The organism is Luteibacter sp. GL_149 (assembly GCF_057834065.1).
In genome coordinates, this window is the sequence record NZ_CM174395.1 from 208,162 (window position 1) to 223,431 (window position 15,270).

The window sequence follows — 15,270 nt, forward strand, 5'->3', positions numbered from 1 at the left end:
ACCTCGCGCCTATCGTTGACGCTGGTTACCCACCGCATGATGACCGGTCACAGGAGATCGCCATGACACAGCATCGTTTGTCCTATCGTACGCAGCGAGTCGAGAACGTCGACGTTTTCTACCGCGAAGCCGGCGATCCCACCGCACCCGTCCTTCTCTTGCTGCATGGATTTCCGACGGCAAGTCACATGTTCCGCGACCTGATCCCTCTTCTGGCTCGGCGCTATCGTGTGATCGCCCCCGATCTGCCGGGTTTCGGGCAAACGAAGGCGCCGCCTCGCGGCGAGTTCGACTACACGTTCGATGCTCTGGCACGCATCGTCGATGGTTTTACGGTCGCGCTCGGTCTGAAGCGGTATGCGTTGTATGTGTTCGACTACGGCGCACCCACAGGTTTCCGGCTTGCCGTGGCGCATCCCGAACGCGTCACGGCTATTGTCAGTCAGAACGGCAATGCGTACGTCGAGGGCCTGAGCGACGAGTGGGAGCCGTGGCAGACGTACTGGCGCGAGCCGACGCCGGAGCATCGCGAAGCATGTCGCGGATCGTTGTCTCCGGAGGCCATTACCTTGCAGTACACCACGGGCGCCGGTCCCGAACGCCTGTCGCCGGACGGCTATACGCTCGATATCGCCTACATGGCGCGATCGGATGCCGAAGAGATTCAACTCGACCTGATACTGGACTATCGAAGCAACGTGGCGAAGTATCCGGCGTTCCAGGAATACTTCCGTCGCCACCGGCCACCCTTCCTTGCGGCATGGGGCCGACACGATCCGGCGTTTCTTCCGGCGGGTGCGGAGGCATACAGGCGCGATCTGCCCGACGCCGAGGTCCACCTGCTGGACACCGGCCATTTCGCCCTGGAAACCCATGCGGAAGACATCGCGGCGTTGATGTTGCCGTTCCTGGACAGGCACGCCTGATACCCGGTTCGCGACAGCAGGCAGGGTTTAGACATTGCGACAACACTCGACGGCGCACTGTGACGACAGGAGGCGGGCGAGATGTCACGAGTGCTCTGGCTCATCTGCGTGGTTGCGATAGGCATTTCGCTGGTGGCCTTCGCCAGCGAATCCCCTGTGCCGGTACGTGCAGGCGCCGGTTTCGTTGCCCGCATCGAACTGACCGGGCCCATCGGGCCGGCCACGGAAGAGTATGTCCACGGTGCGCTGCGGCACGCCACCGAAGACGGTGCCGCGGCGGTTGTGTTGCAGATGGATACGCCCGGTGGCCTCGCCGAATCGATGGACGGCATCGTCGCCGACATCCTCGCGGCGAAGCTGCCCGTCCTTGGTTATGTCGCGCCGGGTGGTGCGCGGGCGGCCTCGGCGGGCACTTATATCCTGTATGCCTGTCCGATCGCGGCGATGGCGCCGGCCACGCATCTGGGCGCGGCGACGCCGGTCAGCCTGGGCGGCGGCTCACCGATGCCTGCGCCGTTGCAGAATCCGTTGGCGCCCGCGAAATCGACTAGTGCGCCGGCGCAACACGAGCCGGCAACCGACGCCGAATCGCAAAAGGTTCTCAACGACGCTATCGCGTCTATCCGTTCATTGGCTCAGCTGCACGGCCGTAACGCCGCCTGGGCGGAACGGGCGGTGCGCGGCGCTGCCACATTGACCGCCAGCGAAGCGGCCGATCAGCACGTGATCGATTTCGTCGCGGCCGATGTCGCGTCGTTGCTGGCGCAGGCCGATGGCCATAGCGTGCAGGCCGGCGGACAAACCATCACGTTGACACTGCGCGACCTGCCGGTGCGCGACTATCTGCCGGACTGGCGCGAGCGTTTCCTTGCCATCATCACCAATCCGACCATCGCTTACGTCCTGCTGATGGTCGGCATTTATGGCCTGATTCTCGAGGCGTTTCATCCCGGCGCGTTTTTACCGGGCGTTGTCGGAGGCATCTGCTTGCTGATCGGTCTGTATGCCTTGCAACTGCTGCCGGTGAATTACGCCGGACTGGCGCTGATGGCGCTGGGTATTGCGTTGCTTCTGACGGAGGTATTCGTGCCCATGGCGGGTGTGCTTGGCATCGGGGGAGTGATCGCGTTCGTGCTGGGATCGATCATGTTGTTCCGTACGGGTGTGCCCGGTTATGCGGTGAACCTGGGTGTGATCGCCGGCATCGCGAGCAGTGCGATCGTTTTGCTCGCTTTGCTGTTGCGATTGGCGATGCGTGCGCGCCGCGCCCACGTATTCAACGGCGACGAACAGATGTTGCGGGCTACCGGCGAATTGCTGCAGGCGGTCATGGCCGGTGGCGAAAGCTGGGCACGCATCGGTGGCGAGAGCTGGCGCGTGCATAGCGAGGCGGCGCTTCCCGCCGGTACGCGCGTGCGCGTGACGAGTCGTCAGGGCTTGTTGCTCCAGGTAATACCTGTGCCGGCGCGCGAAGGAGAACTTTCATGATCGGATTCACTGGCGTTGTCGTAGCCATCGTGGTGGCACTGCTGTTTCTGTCGATCAAGGTGTTGCCGGAGTATCAGCGTGGTGTCGTGCTGACGCTCGGTCGTTATACGGGAATCAAAGGCCCCGGCCTGGTGATTCTTGCTCCGATCGTGCAGCGGATGACGCGCGTGGATCTTCGCGTCACGGTGATGGATGTGCCGCCACAGGATGTGATCTCGCGCGATAACGTTTCGGTGCGCGTCAACGCCGTGGTGTACTTCCGCGTGATGGAACCGGACAAGTCGGTGCTGCAGGTGGCGGACTTCCTGCAGGCCACCAGCCAGCTGGCGCAGACGCGTCTGCGTTCGGTGCTCGGTCAGCACGAGCTGGACGAAATCCTGGCCCAGCGCGATTCGATCAATCGCAGTCTGCAGCAGATTCTCGACGAGGCGACCGATCCGTGGGGCATCAAGATCGCCAATGTCGAGATCAAGGATGTCGACCTCAACGAAACGATGGTGCGTGCTATCGCCCGCCAGGCCGAGGCCGAGCGCGAACGCCGCGCCAAGGTGATTCATGCCGAAGGCGAATTGCAGGCGGCTGAGAAACTACGCGATGCCGCCGCCATGCTGTCGCAGCAGCCGCAGGCTTTGCAGTTGCGCTATTTGCAGACGATGGTCGATATGTCCAGCAGCGGCAAGGCTTCGACTATCGTTTTTCCGCTGCCACTGGACCTGATTAAACCGCTGATGGATTTGCTGCCCAAGCCCTGAATATATCGATGATGGGGCGTGTTGTGGCAAAGAGCGATGAACTTGCGATCTTACTAATTTTTACGCATTTTTTCGATCAAGCCGAAAGCGTCCATTCCCCCTCACCGTCGTTCCGGCGTACGCCGGAACCCGCGGCGAGGCGGTCGGTGGTCGCGACAGCAATGGTCGTTTTCAAGCGGAAACCTTAGCGTTCGGGCTTGCCCCCACGTGGCTGCTGCGGACCCCGGCGTGACGGTGAGGGAAAGGCGGCGGTTCGCGCGCAGGTCTTTTGTGGTAGCACGGGTCTACGGTTGGGCACGCGGAACCACGGTAAAAGTAATCTTCGACGGATGCGCGGTGTCGTGATGCACCGCGTTGTGCGCGATGACGCCTTTGGCCTCGTCGTAGTTGTTGCCGCCCGTATTGAGATTGCGATCGAAACGAGGGAAGTTGCTGCTCGATACGGCGACTCGCAGTTTGTGACCGGGGAAGAAGAAATTGCTCGTGTCGATGGGTTGGAAGGTCACCTTGTAGACCTCGCCGTCCTTCATCCACACGGGCGGTTTCTCGTAACCTTCGCGGTAACGCATGCGCTGGATGTTCTCGGTGAGATTGAACGCCTTGCCGTCCGGATGGACGTCCATCACCTTGAAGGTGATGTCGGTGTCCTTCGCGCTTGACGATACGTAAAGCGTCACGGTGATCGGGCCGCTGACTTCGGTGCCTTCGCTGAAGGGTTCGGAGTCGTAGACCAGCACATCGTTGCGTGCTTCCTGCGAGGTCTGGTCGAACGAGCCGAATTTTACCGCGTTGCCCTGGCAGCAGCCGCCACCGCCGAAGGTCGGTACGGGATTGGCCGGGTCATAGACGAAGGTGTCGGGACGGTCGGTATCGCCGGTGACCGCGACAAGTTTGCCATCGCCGTAGAGGGTGTTGGCTTTGCCGCCACTGGTAAAGAACAGGTCGCGCGTGATCGCGCCCGCGGGCGGCCAAGTGGGGGAGTTGCGCCATTTGTTCTCGCCCATCACGTAGTACATGACCTTCGGCTGCTTCGCGAGTACGTCGCTGTCCTGGCCCTTCAGGAAACGATCGAACCAGCCGTAGACTAGTCCGTCGTAATCGAAGCGGGCATCGCCCACGTCGAGGTCGCCGATCATCGTGTGCTCGGTGGCGCGCGTGTACGCGCAGTGCAGTACCGGCGCGACGATGGCGTACTGCTGATCGGCGATGGCTTTGGGTGCGGTGGCGCGCACGTGGTTATAAGCGGCCAGGTTCGGCGAGACGGATACGTCGAACCAGCTCATGAACCACAGCCCCGGCTTCTTCACCCGCATGTTGTCGTGCCACAGGCCGCCCTTGTACCAGGCCGGACTGTTGGGTGTGCGGGCGATCATATTGCCGCCGGTGGGCACGTCCATTGCATCGGCGAAGATGCCTTTCGGCGCATCGATCGACGTCATGATGTCTTTCACGGGCAGGTGCCAGAACGCTTTGTCCCAGTCCACCGGCGGCATGGCCGGATCGAGATCGAAGGCCTTCGAGGCGCGGATGAGATCCGCCTGCGATGCGTTGGACGGGAACATGGGCCGTACCTGGTTCTGCTCGCCGTACAGCCAGTCGATGAAAAGCATCTGCACGGCACCGCCGCGATACCAGTTGCCTTGCTCGTAGTAGGGACCGACGCGACCCACACCGGCACCGAAGCCTTGCACGTTGAACGCGGCCAGGCCCGGTTCGTCCTGGGCCACCACGGCCAGTTGCCACTCGGCGGTCGACGAGCAGCCCGTGGTGCCGACCTTGCCGTTCGACCACGGCTGCGACGTCATCCAGCGGACCGCGTCGGTACCGTCGGTGACGGGTGCGCCCAGGATCTCGTAATTGCCTTCCGAGAAGTAATGGCCGCGCTCGTTCATTTCCACGTACGCATAGCCACGTTTCACGGCGGCCAGTTCGCGGCTCATGTCGCGCGGCGCGCCGATCTTTACATCCCAGAAATTGAAGTTGTACGGCGTGCGAACGAAGATCGCGGGGACTTTTCCGGTGGCGTCCTTCGGACGGTAAACGTCCGTCGCCATGCGCTTGCCGTCGCGCATCTTCACCATCACCTTGCGATCGATGACGGCGATGTCCCCCAGCTGCTTCTCGATGTCGTTGCGCTTGGCGACGAGGGCTTTCTGTTCGGGCGTCTGAACGGCCTGCGCCGCGACGGGCTGGACCAGTGCGAGAAGGAACGTTGCCGCGCCAAACGACAATGCGGTTCCGACGGAAGACAGGGCAGGGCGCAGCGGGCGCATGGCGTGGCCTTTTGGGGTAATCGGCGCAGTCTGGCAAATTGCTCCCGAGGGGTAAATGTCGTGACTAATGGCACGGTGCGTATGAAGCGCGTGCCGGCGGAGCGGTGTTCTCCTTCGCCGGATATGCGTTCTACGTTCCCCGTGCCATCGTTGTTGTTTCCCACGACGAGGCATTTTTTGGCGGTCTCGGCACGGCTACCCGTTGGATGTGGGTTCCGGCGGCTGGGCGGTGACTTCGTGGTAGTAAATCGCCCCGAGATGGTTAAACCACTACTTATCTCCACACCACATTCTGTGCTGCGCTCTACCTAACTGCGTAGACGACAATTACTGCCAGAACGTGAACGCGGTCACGCAACCATGAAGCCCGGGGAACGCTTACACAACTGTCAGTTATCACCTACAGATGTGCCCCGTCTCTCTGTATTAGCGTCCAGACAATTCCGCTTCACCTTTCATTCGTGAGAGCGAATAAGGGGCAATCAATGCCATCGCACAGTAAATATCCAGGGGCCAATATGCGACTCGTGATTTTTTCATTACTGCTGTTGGTCGCAGGTTCTGTTTCAGCCAATGACTATTACTATGTCGTCTCCAACATTCCCCCGTTGGACGGGGCGCGTTTCGCGAGTGCCGATGAAGCGTGTCACGCAGCCTACGATTATAGTCAATCTGTCATATTCCCTAATCGAGCTGGAAAAAATCCGGTCACGCCTCTTCCCTATCAACCTCCTGCGGTTTTCCAATCCTACCCGCCCAAAGTACTGGTGTACGGGTGCGATACCTCCGCGAAAATTTCCTTCCTGGATAGCAACGGCAATGTCACCTCGACTTCAGTGACTAGTAATGGTTACTACATCAGTCGAGAAGGTAACAACTGCCAGGACGGGCAGTACTACAACCCCGTTTCCGGTGCCTGCCAAACCTCGGATCAGGAACAGCCGTATAAGGAACTAGGCAACCCAAGTAACCCTGCGGTGGTAGGTGTAGTGTCCTGTGGCGACCCGATCAACGTTGGTACAGGCAACGTATTCGAGGAGGAGGTGGATTACGAAGATACGGATGGTGAGCTCCGCTTTAGTCGTATCTATAACAGTGAGATAGGCGCTTGGAGCCATAGTTATGCGGCGCTGCTTGCCGCGGATTCACATTCCATTGCAATGAATTTCGCGGATGGTCGGCAGGCCGTCTTCGCCTTGGAGAACAATGTAGCCACCGCTGAGCCAGGCGAAATGGGGACGGCAACCTACCAGGGCGGTCAGTGGACCTACGCAGCTCCAACTAATGAAAAAATGACTTTCGATTACCCCCGAGGTCGCTTGATCAGGTGGCAGAACGCAAACGGCCTGGCTCAGACGTTGGTTTACGTAACCGACGCTGCCTACAACACGACAACGACGGTGACGGATTCACGTGGACATAAGCTGACTTTCATGGCCGATGTTAGCGGCCGACTGTCGAAGATGACCGCAGGCGATCTGGTTGTTAGCTACCAGTTCGACGCATCGGCACGTCTTGCGTCGGTAACGCGCAGTTGGCCTGGGCACACCACCACGCGTACATACCTGTACGAAGATGAGGCCAATCCCAATAAGATCACCGGTCTTATCGACGAGAGAGGTGTCCGCTCAGCGAGCTGGACTTACGATTCGCGGGGCAGAGCACTCTCGAACGAGCTGGCCGGTGGCGTCGGCAAAATGTCGATTGTCTATGGCGACGATGGCTCAGCCACAGTGATGAATGCGCTTGGCCATACCGTCGTGTATCGATACAGCGTCGTGCATGGCGTCAAGCGTGTTACCGCCATTGAGGGTGAGCCAGCACCTGGATGCCCTGCGGCCAATTCTAGTTATACATACACCGTGAATGGACAGGTCGCGACAAAGACAGACGCGCTGGGGCACGCAACCTCGTACACCTACGATGTGCTCGGACGTGAAACGCGACGAGTCGAGGCTGAGGGTTCGAGTCAGGCTCGCACTACAAGCACGACTTGGGATGGCGAAAGCTTTCGTCCAGCGACCGTGACGAGCGTCGATCGGATCATTACGTATTCGTACGATCCCAAGGGACGGCTGCTTTCCACCAACGTCCATTCGATCAAGGAGTGATGTCATGAAGAAGGGATTGTGCTGGTTATCCCTTGTGCTGGCTCTGATGACAGCAGGTGCCCAAGTGACCGCCGCAGACCGGGTCTCGACAGTCGCCTATAACGCGAATGGTTTGATCGAGGCTCTTGATGGTCCGAGAACCGATGTCGCGGATGTGACGAAGTACACGTACGACGGGCAAGGGCGATTGGCAACGGTCACCGATGCCTTGGGTCATGTGGAAACGTACGGTGGCTACGATATGTACGGGCATCCGGGCCGAATCGTTGACCCGAACGGCGTGGTCACGACGATGACGTATACGTCCGAGGGCTGGCTTGCAACGACCACACGCGATGCGAATGGTGGTGCGACGACGACCTCATTTGCCTACGATGCTATCGGCAACGTCACCCGAAGTCAGGACGCCGATGGCGTTGTGACGAAATACACTTACGATGGCGCGAGTCGGGTAACTGACATCACCGACGGCGCGGGTAACCATATTCATTACACCCTGGACGCAGCGGGAAATAAGACCAAAGAGGAGACTCTTGACACTTCAGGTGCGGTGAGGCGAACCGTGTCGCGCACTTACAATAGTCTCGGCCAGTTGCTAACGGTCGTTGATGCACTAAATCGGACGATTCTTGCCTTCGAGACGGCAGACGGCTATGACGCAGAGGGTCACCCGACGCATAGCGCCGATGCGGCCGGCGTGCAGCGCAAGCGAGGCTACGATGCCCTGAACCGTCTGGTTAGTACGATAGATAACTACAACGGCACCGATACGGCGACGCAGAACGCACACGCTGTTTCTTCCTACGACGCGAGTGACAATCTTGAAGGTGTTAGCGATCCCGATGGTCTGAACACCGTATACGATCACGATGGTTTGGGTAATCTGACCGGGCTGCATAGTCCGGACACCGGTTCCACGAGCTACGTGTACGATGCGGCAGGCAATCGGGTACAGCAAACCGATGCCAAGGGCATCGTCAGCACGTTTACCTACGATGCCCTTAATCGGGCGGCCTCGGTGAGTTATGCCGACACGGCGCTTAATGTCACCTATGCCTACGACGAGGCCAATGGCACCACGGGATGCGCCAACTCGTATCCTGTGGGTCGCCTGACCCGGATCGTCGAGGCGGCGGTCACGACCGTGTTCTGCTATGACGCTCAGGGCAATATCGCGCAAAAGCGACAGATTCAGGGCGCGATAACTGACATCACGAGCTACAGCTACACCCTGGCTGGACGCCTGAGTGGCATCACCAGTCCGGGCTTGACCATCACGCAGTACAGTCGCGATGGACTCGGCAGGATCAGTGGGGTCTCGGTGACGCCGTCAGGAGGTGCAGGACAAACGGTGGTCAGTGCGATCAGCTACCTGCCATTCGGTCCCATTGTCAGTTATACGCTGGGCAACGGTCAGGTCATCACGCGTAGTTACGACGCAAACTACCAATTGACCGATCTCACCAGTCCTGCGTTTAGCCTGCATTTCGCACGCGATGCCATGGGTAACATCATTGCATTGGGCGCGACGGCTGGCGCTACTCTGGCGGCCGAAAGTTACACCTACGATCCGCTGTATCGTCTCAGTGCGGTGAACGACTCGGCGGGTGCGGCCCTTGAGGCTTACACCTATAGCAAGACAGGCGACCGTCTGGGTAAAACGAGCGGCGGCCTGGCTACCGGCAGCTATGGCTATCAGAGCAGCACGCACTGGCTAATCACCATCGGCAATGCTGCGCATACCTACGATCCGAATGGCAACACCACCGGTAGTGCGGTTGGTGGCGAAACCTTTGGCTTCGGCTACAACGGCCGGAACCGTTTGACGGTGGTACAACGTAATGGCGTCACGGTGGGAACCTATACCTATAACGTCTTGGGTCAGCGCATTGCCAAGACGGCCACGTTGCCGCAGACCATCAATGAACGCTTTGCGTACGATCAAAATAGTCAGCTAATCGGCGAATATGGCACGAACAATCGCGACTATATTTGGTTGGTTGATCTGCCTGTGGCCGTAGTGGGCACGACTGGCACCGTCAGCACAATGAACTATGTAGTTGCGGATGGGCTGGGAACGCCCCGAGTTGTCAGTGATGCCAGTGGTGTGACGCAATGGCAGTGGCCTTATCAGGGCAATCCGTTTGGGGAGCAGCGGCCCGTATCGAGCAGCGGCTACACTTTTAATCTTCGTTTTCCCGGCCAGTACTTCGATGCCGAGTCGGGCTTGAGCTACAACGTCAACAGGGATTATGAGGCGGCCACAGGCCGGTACGTCCAGAGTGACCCGATTGGCCTGGCTGGCGGCGTGAGCACTTTTTCGTATGTGACTGCGAAGCCTCTGACAGCGATAGACAGGCTGGGTCTGGATACCTACCTTGCAGGTGTCAACGGCGGCGCAACATTCCTTGGCGGTGGTGGCGGTGCGCTGGGTCTCTACTTCAACCCTGGCCTGACCTGCGGACAAAAATTCGACGTGGGTGTCTACTCAAGCGAAACCATCGCTGCAGGGTTCAGCGCTGGGGGTGGCGTCTATGGCGGGGTGTTGTATGGCCCTGCCTCGGGGCTTGCCGGTCGCACGTACGACGCCAGTCTCACCGTCGGGCCGGTCCAGGGCACGTACAGTACGGGTGACAGCGGGGTCAGCTCGGTGACGGCAGGATGGTCTGCTGGCATTCCCGGAGGCGGTACTTTCTCTACGACGACGACGCAGACCTACGGCGTTTCCGATGCCGCCAATACAGCAGCCTCGCTTTACTGGAATGCCATGAATCAGGCGGCGTCGGCGGGTGCGGCGCAGCAACAAGGAACCGATCAAAGGTAATAGGATTGACTAGAGAGACAGCTTTCGGGACAGAAACGATGACCAGCTACTTACTTTTCGGCACGATTGCGGCCACGCTGCTTTGCCTGTCTTTCTTCGTGGTTCGATTCCTTGCTGGCGGTAACAAATATGCTTCCAAGGGAAGCACTGAATACGAGCAACTGACCATGGGGAACCCCCTCAATGCTTTTTTCATCGACCGCTTGCTGACCAACGAAGGGCTGGCGCTCCGAGGAGCCATGTGGAGATCCATAGGGATAATGTGGATCGCGTGCCTCATTTTGGTGAGCGTCATTGGCGTGGTCTGGCCAAAGCTTGCCTGAGCTCGATTAGTGCGTCGTCTCCTTGAGTAGCAGTCGCAAACTCGACCTCACGTGCGCAGGGTTGGAAATCGCCACGCTGCTCTTCCTCGCACCGCTTGCGGTGTTGGGGGAGAGCTACATCGCCGCGACGACAATTGCTGTCATGCTTGGCGGTATCGCATCGGTCACTCAGGGGGCGCCCATGGGCGGCTCGTGCGACGCTGTATATCGTTTATCGGAAACGCCTTGAACCCGTGCTTGCGCCGCGCACGCTTTTCGCGCGTGCCGTAGACAATCTGCCCGACTGTCGGATTGTCATCTTTCGCAAATTTAGGGTAATAGCCCCTTCCCTTCGCCCAATCAAAAAATCCGGGGCAGTACTACGACATCGAGTCAGGGCAGAGCTACAACCTCAATCGCAACTATGAGGCATCGACAGGGCGTTATCATCAGAGTGATCCCATAGGGATGCTGGCCGGCCCCAGTACCTACGGCTACGTTTCCGGAAATCCGTTCCGAAAAATCGATCCCCTGGGGCTTGATGATACCTATTGTAGGATCGACGCTTCGTGGTGCGGATGGGGTAAGGGCGCACCAGCTGTTGCGAATGGGTCTATTGGTCTCAATGAAACTGCCGTCGGCGCACTTCTGGGCGAGCAGAGCGAATTTGGTATCGCTGTCGATTCGACACCCAATATGTGTTTTTACACCAAACTCTGTGCAATGGCGGCTACTGGAGTAGGAGTTGCCGCCAACGTTTCCGTCGCTGGAGGCCTAGGTACCGGTGCCCTTAGCTCCGGGCCCCAGACGACTGCTTTGATCACTGCTGATGTCGGGAGTGGTCTTACTGCTGGGGCCGGAGTTGAGATCGATGGGGCGACTGGTCAGGTTTCGGCTAGTAGAGGTATCTTTGGCATAGGGGGTGGGACTTATTTAGGTGCTTTTGTTTGCCATACTCAATTCCTCTGCGCGCGCGAGCCAGAGCCCAAAACGGAAAAGAGTTGCCGATGACGCCGGAATATAAGTTCGATCTGAAAGAAATATTGAACCAGCCGCGCTTCAAGGGCTTCCGGTTTGGAGTCCTTGGGGTTCTTCTCGCTTTTATCGCATTTGGCGTTTTCCTCGCGGGATTTTCTAGCCTTGGTGTGATTACTTTCGTCGCTGCTTTCGCTTTGAACGTGGTCGGTTTTGTATTGCACTTGAATTGGATGAGGCAACGCCGCCCTCCACATTGAAGTCATTAATACAGTTAACCTCACCGGACGGGCTGATAAGCTTCTCGGCCATTGTATTTTCTGTGCTTTCTTAAGTGCTTTCGCGTGCAAGACGATAGCGCCGCGATTTCAACCCGTTTTTAGTAGCGCTTCGCTTCGGAGTCTGACAGTAATCGTAATCGTTTCAGCAGCCACTGGTCGGAAATAGGTCGATGGCGTTAGTCCGCCAAGCGCTCGCTTGGGGCGCTCGCCGTTGTATTCGAGTCGCCACGCCTCGATGACAGCCCGAGCGTGAGAAAGGCTGATGCAACATGCTCATAGGGCACTCATCCCGAAGGCGGCCATTGAAGGACTCGACAGTAGGCGTTCTGGTTGGATTTTCCTGGCATTAGTCGTAGCGTGACGCCACATACCAGTGCCTAGGTCAGTATTGCTTTGTCGCAGAACTCATTTTCGTTATCGTGCGACGGCTCCAATGGCAATCTCGTATTCAACGTACCAGGTTGCGTTGGGTGTGGCGTCCATTCTGGGCGTGCCAATAGTACCGATCGCGCGGGTCGATCTGGCGTCAATTTTGCGACCAATGGATGTATTCGAACTACCGATGCAGCAACTGCGTTAATGGGCGATCTTGAGCATCGGGGTGACCCGATTACTACGCTTACTGTGGAGCACTAAGATGAAAGTACAACTCGTACTTGCCTGTATGATCCTGATCGTCCCAGTGGCTCAAGCGGCAAAAAAGTGCGATCAGGCGATGGCTATTGCGGCGGAACAGCAAGCCTCGTCGTTGCCTTCTTTGTCGAGTCTCCGCTCTGCGTATCGGCATTTCGCTGGATGTGATGATGGCGCTATCGCCGAAGGTTACAGTGAGAGGGTCGGGCGGGTGATTGCGACAGACCCTAGTGCTATGGCGTCTCTTCGTGCACTTAAGAAGTCAGATCCTCTGTTCATTGCATTCGTCATTCGTCATATCGACGACACCGTTCCCGCAGATCGTCTGGCAGTAATCGCTAGTATTGCGAAGCAGTGCGAAGGGGGTGATCGAGAACTATGTGATCGGGTATATCACGCTGCCACAGACTAATTCCGGCCGCCACATCAGGGACGTTTTCCAGCTCAATGACTGTTAGTGCCTTAACCTGGTAAAAGTCCGTGCGGAACCGAAACCGGGATGGGTGGTGAAGCTCGCCTTCCCCCGCTCCCGATTTTCAGCCCAGTGGGTCGGTATGTTATGTAGTCGAACCTATGAACCGGATCACCCGCACGGAAGACGCCCTGACGTTCGTACGAGAGCATGGCGTTGTGCTCGTCTCGGCGAAGGGCAGTGCGCCTCGTCTTACCGAGGCCATCGTGGGGGAGTCGATTCGAGGTAGCTGGTGGGCGCATCCCGAAGGTCGCCGTATCTTCGCCATCCTCAGTGCCGTGGCCGAGTCCGATCAGGTATTGGTCTGTCGGTTGGTCGACGGCAAGTTGACGATGGTGCACCGGCGCCTGTGGCCGTCGCTCGTTCGTGCGGCGGAACACTTCGTGCCCGATCGGATTGCTCGGGTTCATCAGGAACACACGCCATCGGGAAAGCACGTGAATCGCGAGATTCCCTTTCCGCTATGGGTCCCGGAAAGCGTCGTGGACGAAGCGACGCACATAACGGAGCAGGAGGCTGTCGCGCCATTCATCGCGTGGGTATAGCCGTTACCGGGGCGGAGATGGCGTGGCCTGTTTCACCTCCGTCCCGGTTTCTGGGTCGGCACTGCCTTACATCTTCCCGGGCAATTTCATGAAGGCGCGGGCGGAGCGATCGCGCAGGCGGTCGCTACCCATTAGCTTGCCCAGCCCAACCATGATCCGGGCCATGCGAGGGGCGGTGTAGGCGCTCTTCGGTCGGCGCGCGGTGATCGCTTGCTCGATCGTATCGGCAATGACCGATGGATCGCTGGCCATCTTTTCCAGATTCGGACCGGTGAACAGCTTATAGAGAGAACGCACGGCCGGTTCATAGGGTCCGTTGCCGGACACGTTCAACAAGCTCTCGGCTGCGATGCCGCTCCATTCCGTCTTGATCGCACCAGGGCGGATCAAGATCACGTCCACATCGAAAGGACTCAATTCCTGGCGCAACGATGAAGACAAACCCTCCACCGCGAACTTGGTGGCGTGGTACCAGCCGCCATAAGGAGCGGCTTGCACACCGCCGATCGAGGTGACATTGACGATCTTGCCCCAGCGCTGCTTGCGCATGTGCGGGATCGCGCGTTGAGTCAGCGCAGCCAGGCCGAACAGATTGACCTCCATCTGGCGACGGGCCTCGTCTAGCGGTACTTCTTCGACCGACCCGTAGGAGCCGTAACCGGCGTTGTTGACCAGGATGTCGATACCGCCATGGCGTGCTTCGATTTCAGCGACACAGCGTTCGATGGACTCCGCATCGGTCACGTCCAGCGGGAGCACGTGGATACCCTTGTCCTGCAAGTGCCGCATTCGTTCCACCCGGCGGGCGGCCGCATAAGTCGCGATACCCATCGAGGCCAGGCGCAGCGCCGTTGCCTCGCCTATGCCTGAGGATGCGCCGGTTACCAGCGCGGTTCTTTGGTTCAACGGAGTGTTCATGGGAAGGATCCTGTGGCGTCTGGTTTCGGGAAGAGGGATACGTCCCTTACGTAGATTCGGTGGGCAGTCAATTATTAAACCAACCAGTTGGTTTAATCTAAATCCAGCCATGCTCGTTGTCAACCAACCGGTTGGTTGGTTAAAATTCCACCCATGATCAGAAACTCCGAAGACACTCGTAAACGGCTGCTGGTAGCCGCCGCCGCCGAATTCGCCGCCTATGGCATTGCCGGCGCGCGGGTGGAACGCATCGCGGCCGCCGCCCAGTGCAACAAGCAAGCGATCTACGCCTACTTCGGAAGCAAGGAATCCCTATGCGACGCCGTGCTGGACGCGATGGCGGTCGATTTCCTGGAAAGTGTGCCGATCGACGCGTTTGATCTGCCGGGCTACGCCGTGCGTCTGTTCGATCGTTTCCAGGCGCACCCGGAAGCGCTTCGGCTGGCGGCCTGGTACGCGCTTGAAGGCAAGGCGCTACCGGAATCGGCCATGGCTTCCACGACCCACAAGATCGAAGCCATTCGCGAGGCACAGGTCGCCGGTGCGGTAACCAAACGCGTGGCGCCCGAGATCGTATTGATGTTGATCATCGCGCTTACCCGCCTTGGCGCGCCGGGTTCGCCGGAAGCCGAGAGCGGCACGATTCCCACGGACGTATTCCGGCAATCGATCGCCGATGCTGTGGCGCGATTGATCTCCTGACAATCAATTCGGGGGTCGGAAGCTTGAGTGCGTTGGCCTCTAGCGGAAAACCGGGATGGAGAGGGCGT

General features: G+C 58.8%; 14 protein-coding genes. 11 read left to right on the forward strand and 3 right to left on the reverse strand.

Annotated elements, in window-relative coordinates; genetic code table 11:
* Nucleotides 1–62: 62 nt before the first annotated feature.
* The 3 genes from AC3IR3_RS00915 to AC3IR3_RS00925 all read left to right on the forward strand — a co-directional run bounded on the left by AC3IR3_RS00915 (nucleotide 63) and on the right by AC3IR3_RS00925 (nucleotide 3,166).
* The gene (locus AC3IR3_RS00915; RefSeq protein WP_489195192.1) at nucleotides 63–926 is read left to right on the forward strand and encodes an alpha/beta fold hydrolase; all 864 of its coding nucleotides are present in this window, start codon (nucleotides 63–65) and stop codon (nucleotides 924–926) included.
* Nucleotides 927–1,007: 81 nt separating this feature from the next.
* Complete coding sequence (locus AC3IR3_RS00920) at nucleotides 1,008–2,414, forward strand: NfeD family protein (RefSeq protein ID WP_489195193.1); 1,407 nt, start codon at nucleotides 1,008–1,010, stop codon at nucleotides 2,412–2,414.
* Nucleotides 2,411–3,166, forward strand: a complete 756-nt coding sequence (locus AC3IR3_RS00925; protein WP_489195194.1) for a slipin family protein — start codon at nucleotides 2,411–2,413, stop codon at nucleotides 3,164–3,166. Before AC3IR3_RS00920 ends, AC3IR3_RS00925 begins: the two co-directional genes overlap by 4 nt.
* 284 nt (nucleotides 3,167–3,450) lie before the next feature.
* Here AC3IR3_RS00925 and AC3IR3_RS00930 read toward each other — a convergent pair whose 3' ends face one another.
* Nucleotides 3,451–5,439, reverse strand: a complete 1,989-nt coding sequence (locus AC3IR3_RS00930; protein ID WP_489195195.1) for a CocE/NonD family hydrolase — start codon at nucleotides 5,437–5,439, stop codon at nucleotides 3,451–3,453.
* Between the two features lie 518 nt (nucleotides 5,440–5,957).
* Between AC3IR3_RS00930 and AC3IR3_RS00935 the strand changes: the two genes are divergently transcribed.
* The 5 genes from AC3IR3_RS00935 (at nucleotide 5,958) to AC3IR3_RS00955 (ending at nucleotide 11,911) form a co-directional block, all read left to right on the forward strand.
* Nucleotides 5,958–7,550 carry a DUF6531 domain-containing protein gene (locus AC3IR3_RS00935; protein WP_489195196.1) on the forward strand — a complete coding sequence of 531 codons (1,593 nt, stop codon included), beginning with the start codon at nucleotides 5,958–5,960 and terminating at the stop codon, nucleotides 7,548–7,550.
* A gap of 4 nt (nucleotides 7,551–7,554) precedes the next feature.
* Nucleotides 7,555–10,374 (forward strand): RHS repeat-associated core domain-containing protein, encoded by a 2,820-nt coding sequence (locus tag AC3IR3_RS00940; protein WP_489195197.1) that lies wholly within the window; start codon nucleotides 7,555–7,557, stop codon nucleotides 10,372–10,374.
* 38 nt (nucleotides 10,375–10,412) lie between these two features.
* The gene (locus AC3IR3_RS00945) at nucleotides 10,413–10,697 is read left to right on the forward strand and encodes a hypothetical protein (protein WP_489195198.1); all 285 of its coding nucleotides are present in this window, start codon (nucleotides 10,413–10,415) and stop codon (nucleotides 10,695–10,697) included.
* 366 nt (nucleotides 10,698–11,063) lie between these two features.
* A complete protein-coding gene (locus AC3IR3_RS00950) occupies nucleotides 11,064–11,687 on the forward strand; it encodes an RHS repeat-associated core domain-containing protein (RefSeq protein ID WP_489196993.1) in 624 nt (207 codons plus the stop codon).
* Nucleotides 11,684–11,911 (forward strand): hypothetical protein, encoded by a 228-nt coding sequence (locus AC3IR3_RS00955; RefSeq protein ID WP_489195199.1) that lies wholly within the window; start codon nucleotides 11,684–11,686, stop codon nucleotides 11,909–11,911. Before AC3IR3_RS00950 ends, AC3IR3_RS00955 begins: the two co-directional genes overlap by 4 nt.
* 108 nt (nucleotides 11,912–12,019) lie before the next feature.
* Here the strand turns inward: AC3IR3_RS00955 and AC3IR3_RS00960 are convergent, their stop codons facing one another.
* Nucleotides 12,020–12,196 carry an integrase core domain-containing protein gene (locus tag AC3IR3_RS00960; RefSeq protein WP_489225043.1) on the reverse strand — a complete coding sequence of 59 codons (177 nt, stop codon included), beginning with the start codon at nucleotides 12,194–12,196 and terminating at the stop codon, nucleotides 12,020–12,022.
* Nucleotides 12,197–12,569: 373 nt separating this feature from the next.
* Between AC3IR3_RS00960 and AC3IR3_RS00965 the strand changes: the two genes are divergently transcribed.
* Complete coding sequence (locus tag AC3IR3_RS00965) at nucleotides 12,570–12,977, forward strand: hypothetical protein (protein ID WP_489195200.1); 408 nt, start codon at nucleotides 12,570–12,572, stop codon at nucleotides 12,975–12,977.
* 161 nt (nucleotides 12,978–13,138) lie between these two features.
* Nucleotides 13,139–13,582 carry a hypothetical protein gene (locus AC3IR3_RS00970; RefSeq protein ID WP_489195201.1) on the forward strand — a complete coding sequence of 148 codons (444 nt, stop codon included), beginning with the start codon at nucleotides 13,139–13,141 and terminating at the stop codon, nucleotides 13,580–13,582.
* A 66-nt stretch (nucleotides 13,583–13,648) separates the two neighbouring features.
* Here the strand turns inward: AC3IR3_RS00970 and AC3IR3_RS00975 are convergent, their stop codons facing one another.
* On the reverse strand, nucleotides 13,649–14,500 hold the full coding sequence (locus tag AC3IR3_RS00975; protein WP_489195202.1) for an oxidoreductase: 852 nt from the start codon (nucleotides 14,498–14,500) through the stop codon (nucleotides 13,649–13,651).
* Between the two features lie 153 nt (nucleotides 14,501–14,653).
* Here AC3IR3_RS00975 and AC3IR3_RS00980 point away from each other — a divergent pair, with 153 nt between their 5' ends.
* A complete protein-coding gene (locus tag AC3IR3_RS00980; RefSeq protein ID WP_489195203.1) occupies nucleotides 14,654–15,202 on the forward strand; it encodes a TetR family transcriptional regulator in 549 nt (182 codons plus the stop codon).
* Nucleotides 15,203–15,270: the final 68 nt, after the last annotated feature.

Bases quoted from the DNA above. Each gene is read 5' to 3' on its own strand.
- AC3IR3_RS00915 (WP_489195192.1), top strand. From the start codon at position 63: ATGACACAGCATCGTTTGTCCTATCGTACGCAGCGAGTCGAGAACGTC.
- AC3IR3_RS00920 (WP_489195193.1), top strand. From the start codon at position 1,008: ATGTCACGAGTGCTCTGGCTCATCTGCGTGGTTGCGATAGGCATTTCG.
- AC3IR3_RS00925 (WP_489195194.1), top strand. From the start codon at position 2,411: ATGATCGGATTCACTGGCGTTGTCGTAGCCATCGTGGTGGCACTGCTG.
- AC3IR3_RS00930 (WP_489195195.1), bottom strand. From the start codon at position 5,439: ATGCGCCCGCTGCGCCCTGCCCTGTCTTCCGTCGGAACCGCATTGTCG.
- AC3IR3_RS00935 (WP_489195196.1), top strand. From the start codon at position 5,958: ATGCGACTCGTGATTTTTTCATTACTGCTGTTGGTCGCAGGTTCTGTT.
- AC3IR3_RS00940 (WP_489195197.1), top strand. From the start codon at position 7,555: ATGAAGAAGGGATTGTGCTGGTTATCCCTTGTGCTGGCTCTGATGACA.
- AC3IR3_RS00945 (WP_489195198.1), top strand. From the start codon at position 10,413: ATGACCAGCTACTTACTTTTCGGCACGATTGCGGCCACGCTGCTTTGC.
- AC3IR3_RS00955 (WP_489195199.1), top strand. From the start codon at position 11,684: ATGACGCCGGAATATAAGTTCGATCTGAAAGAAATATTGAACCAGCCG.
- AC3IR3_RS00965 (WP_489195200.1), top strand. From the start codon at position 12,570: ATGAAAGTACAACTCGTACTTGCCTGTATGATCCTGATCGTCCCAGTG.
- AC3IR3_RS00970 (WP_489195201.1), top strand. From the start codon at position 13,139: ATGAACCGGATCACCCGCACGGAAGACGCCCTGACGTTCGTACGAGAG.
- AC3IR3_RS00975 (WP_489195202.1), bottom strand. From the start codon at position 14,500: ATGAACACTCCGTTGAACCAAAGAACCGCGCTGGTAACCGGCGCATCC.
- AC3IR3_RS00980 (WP_489195203.1), top strand. From the start codon at position 14,654: ATGATCAGAAACTCCGAAGACACTCGTAAACGGCTGCTGGTAGCCGCC.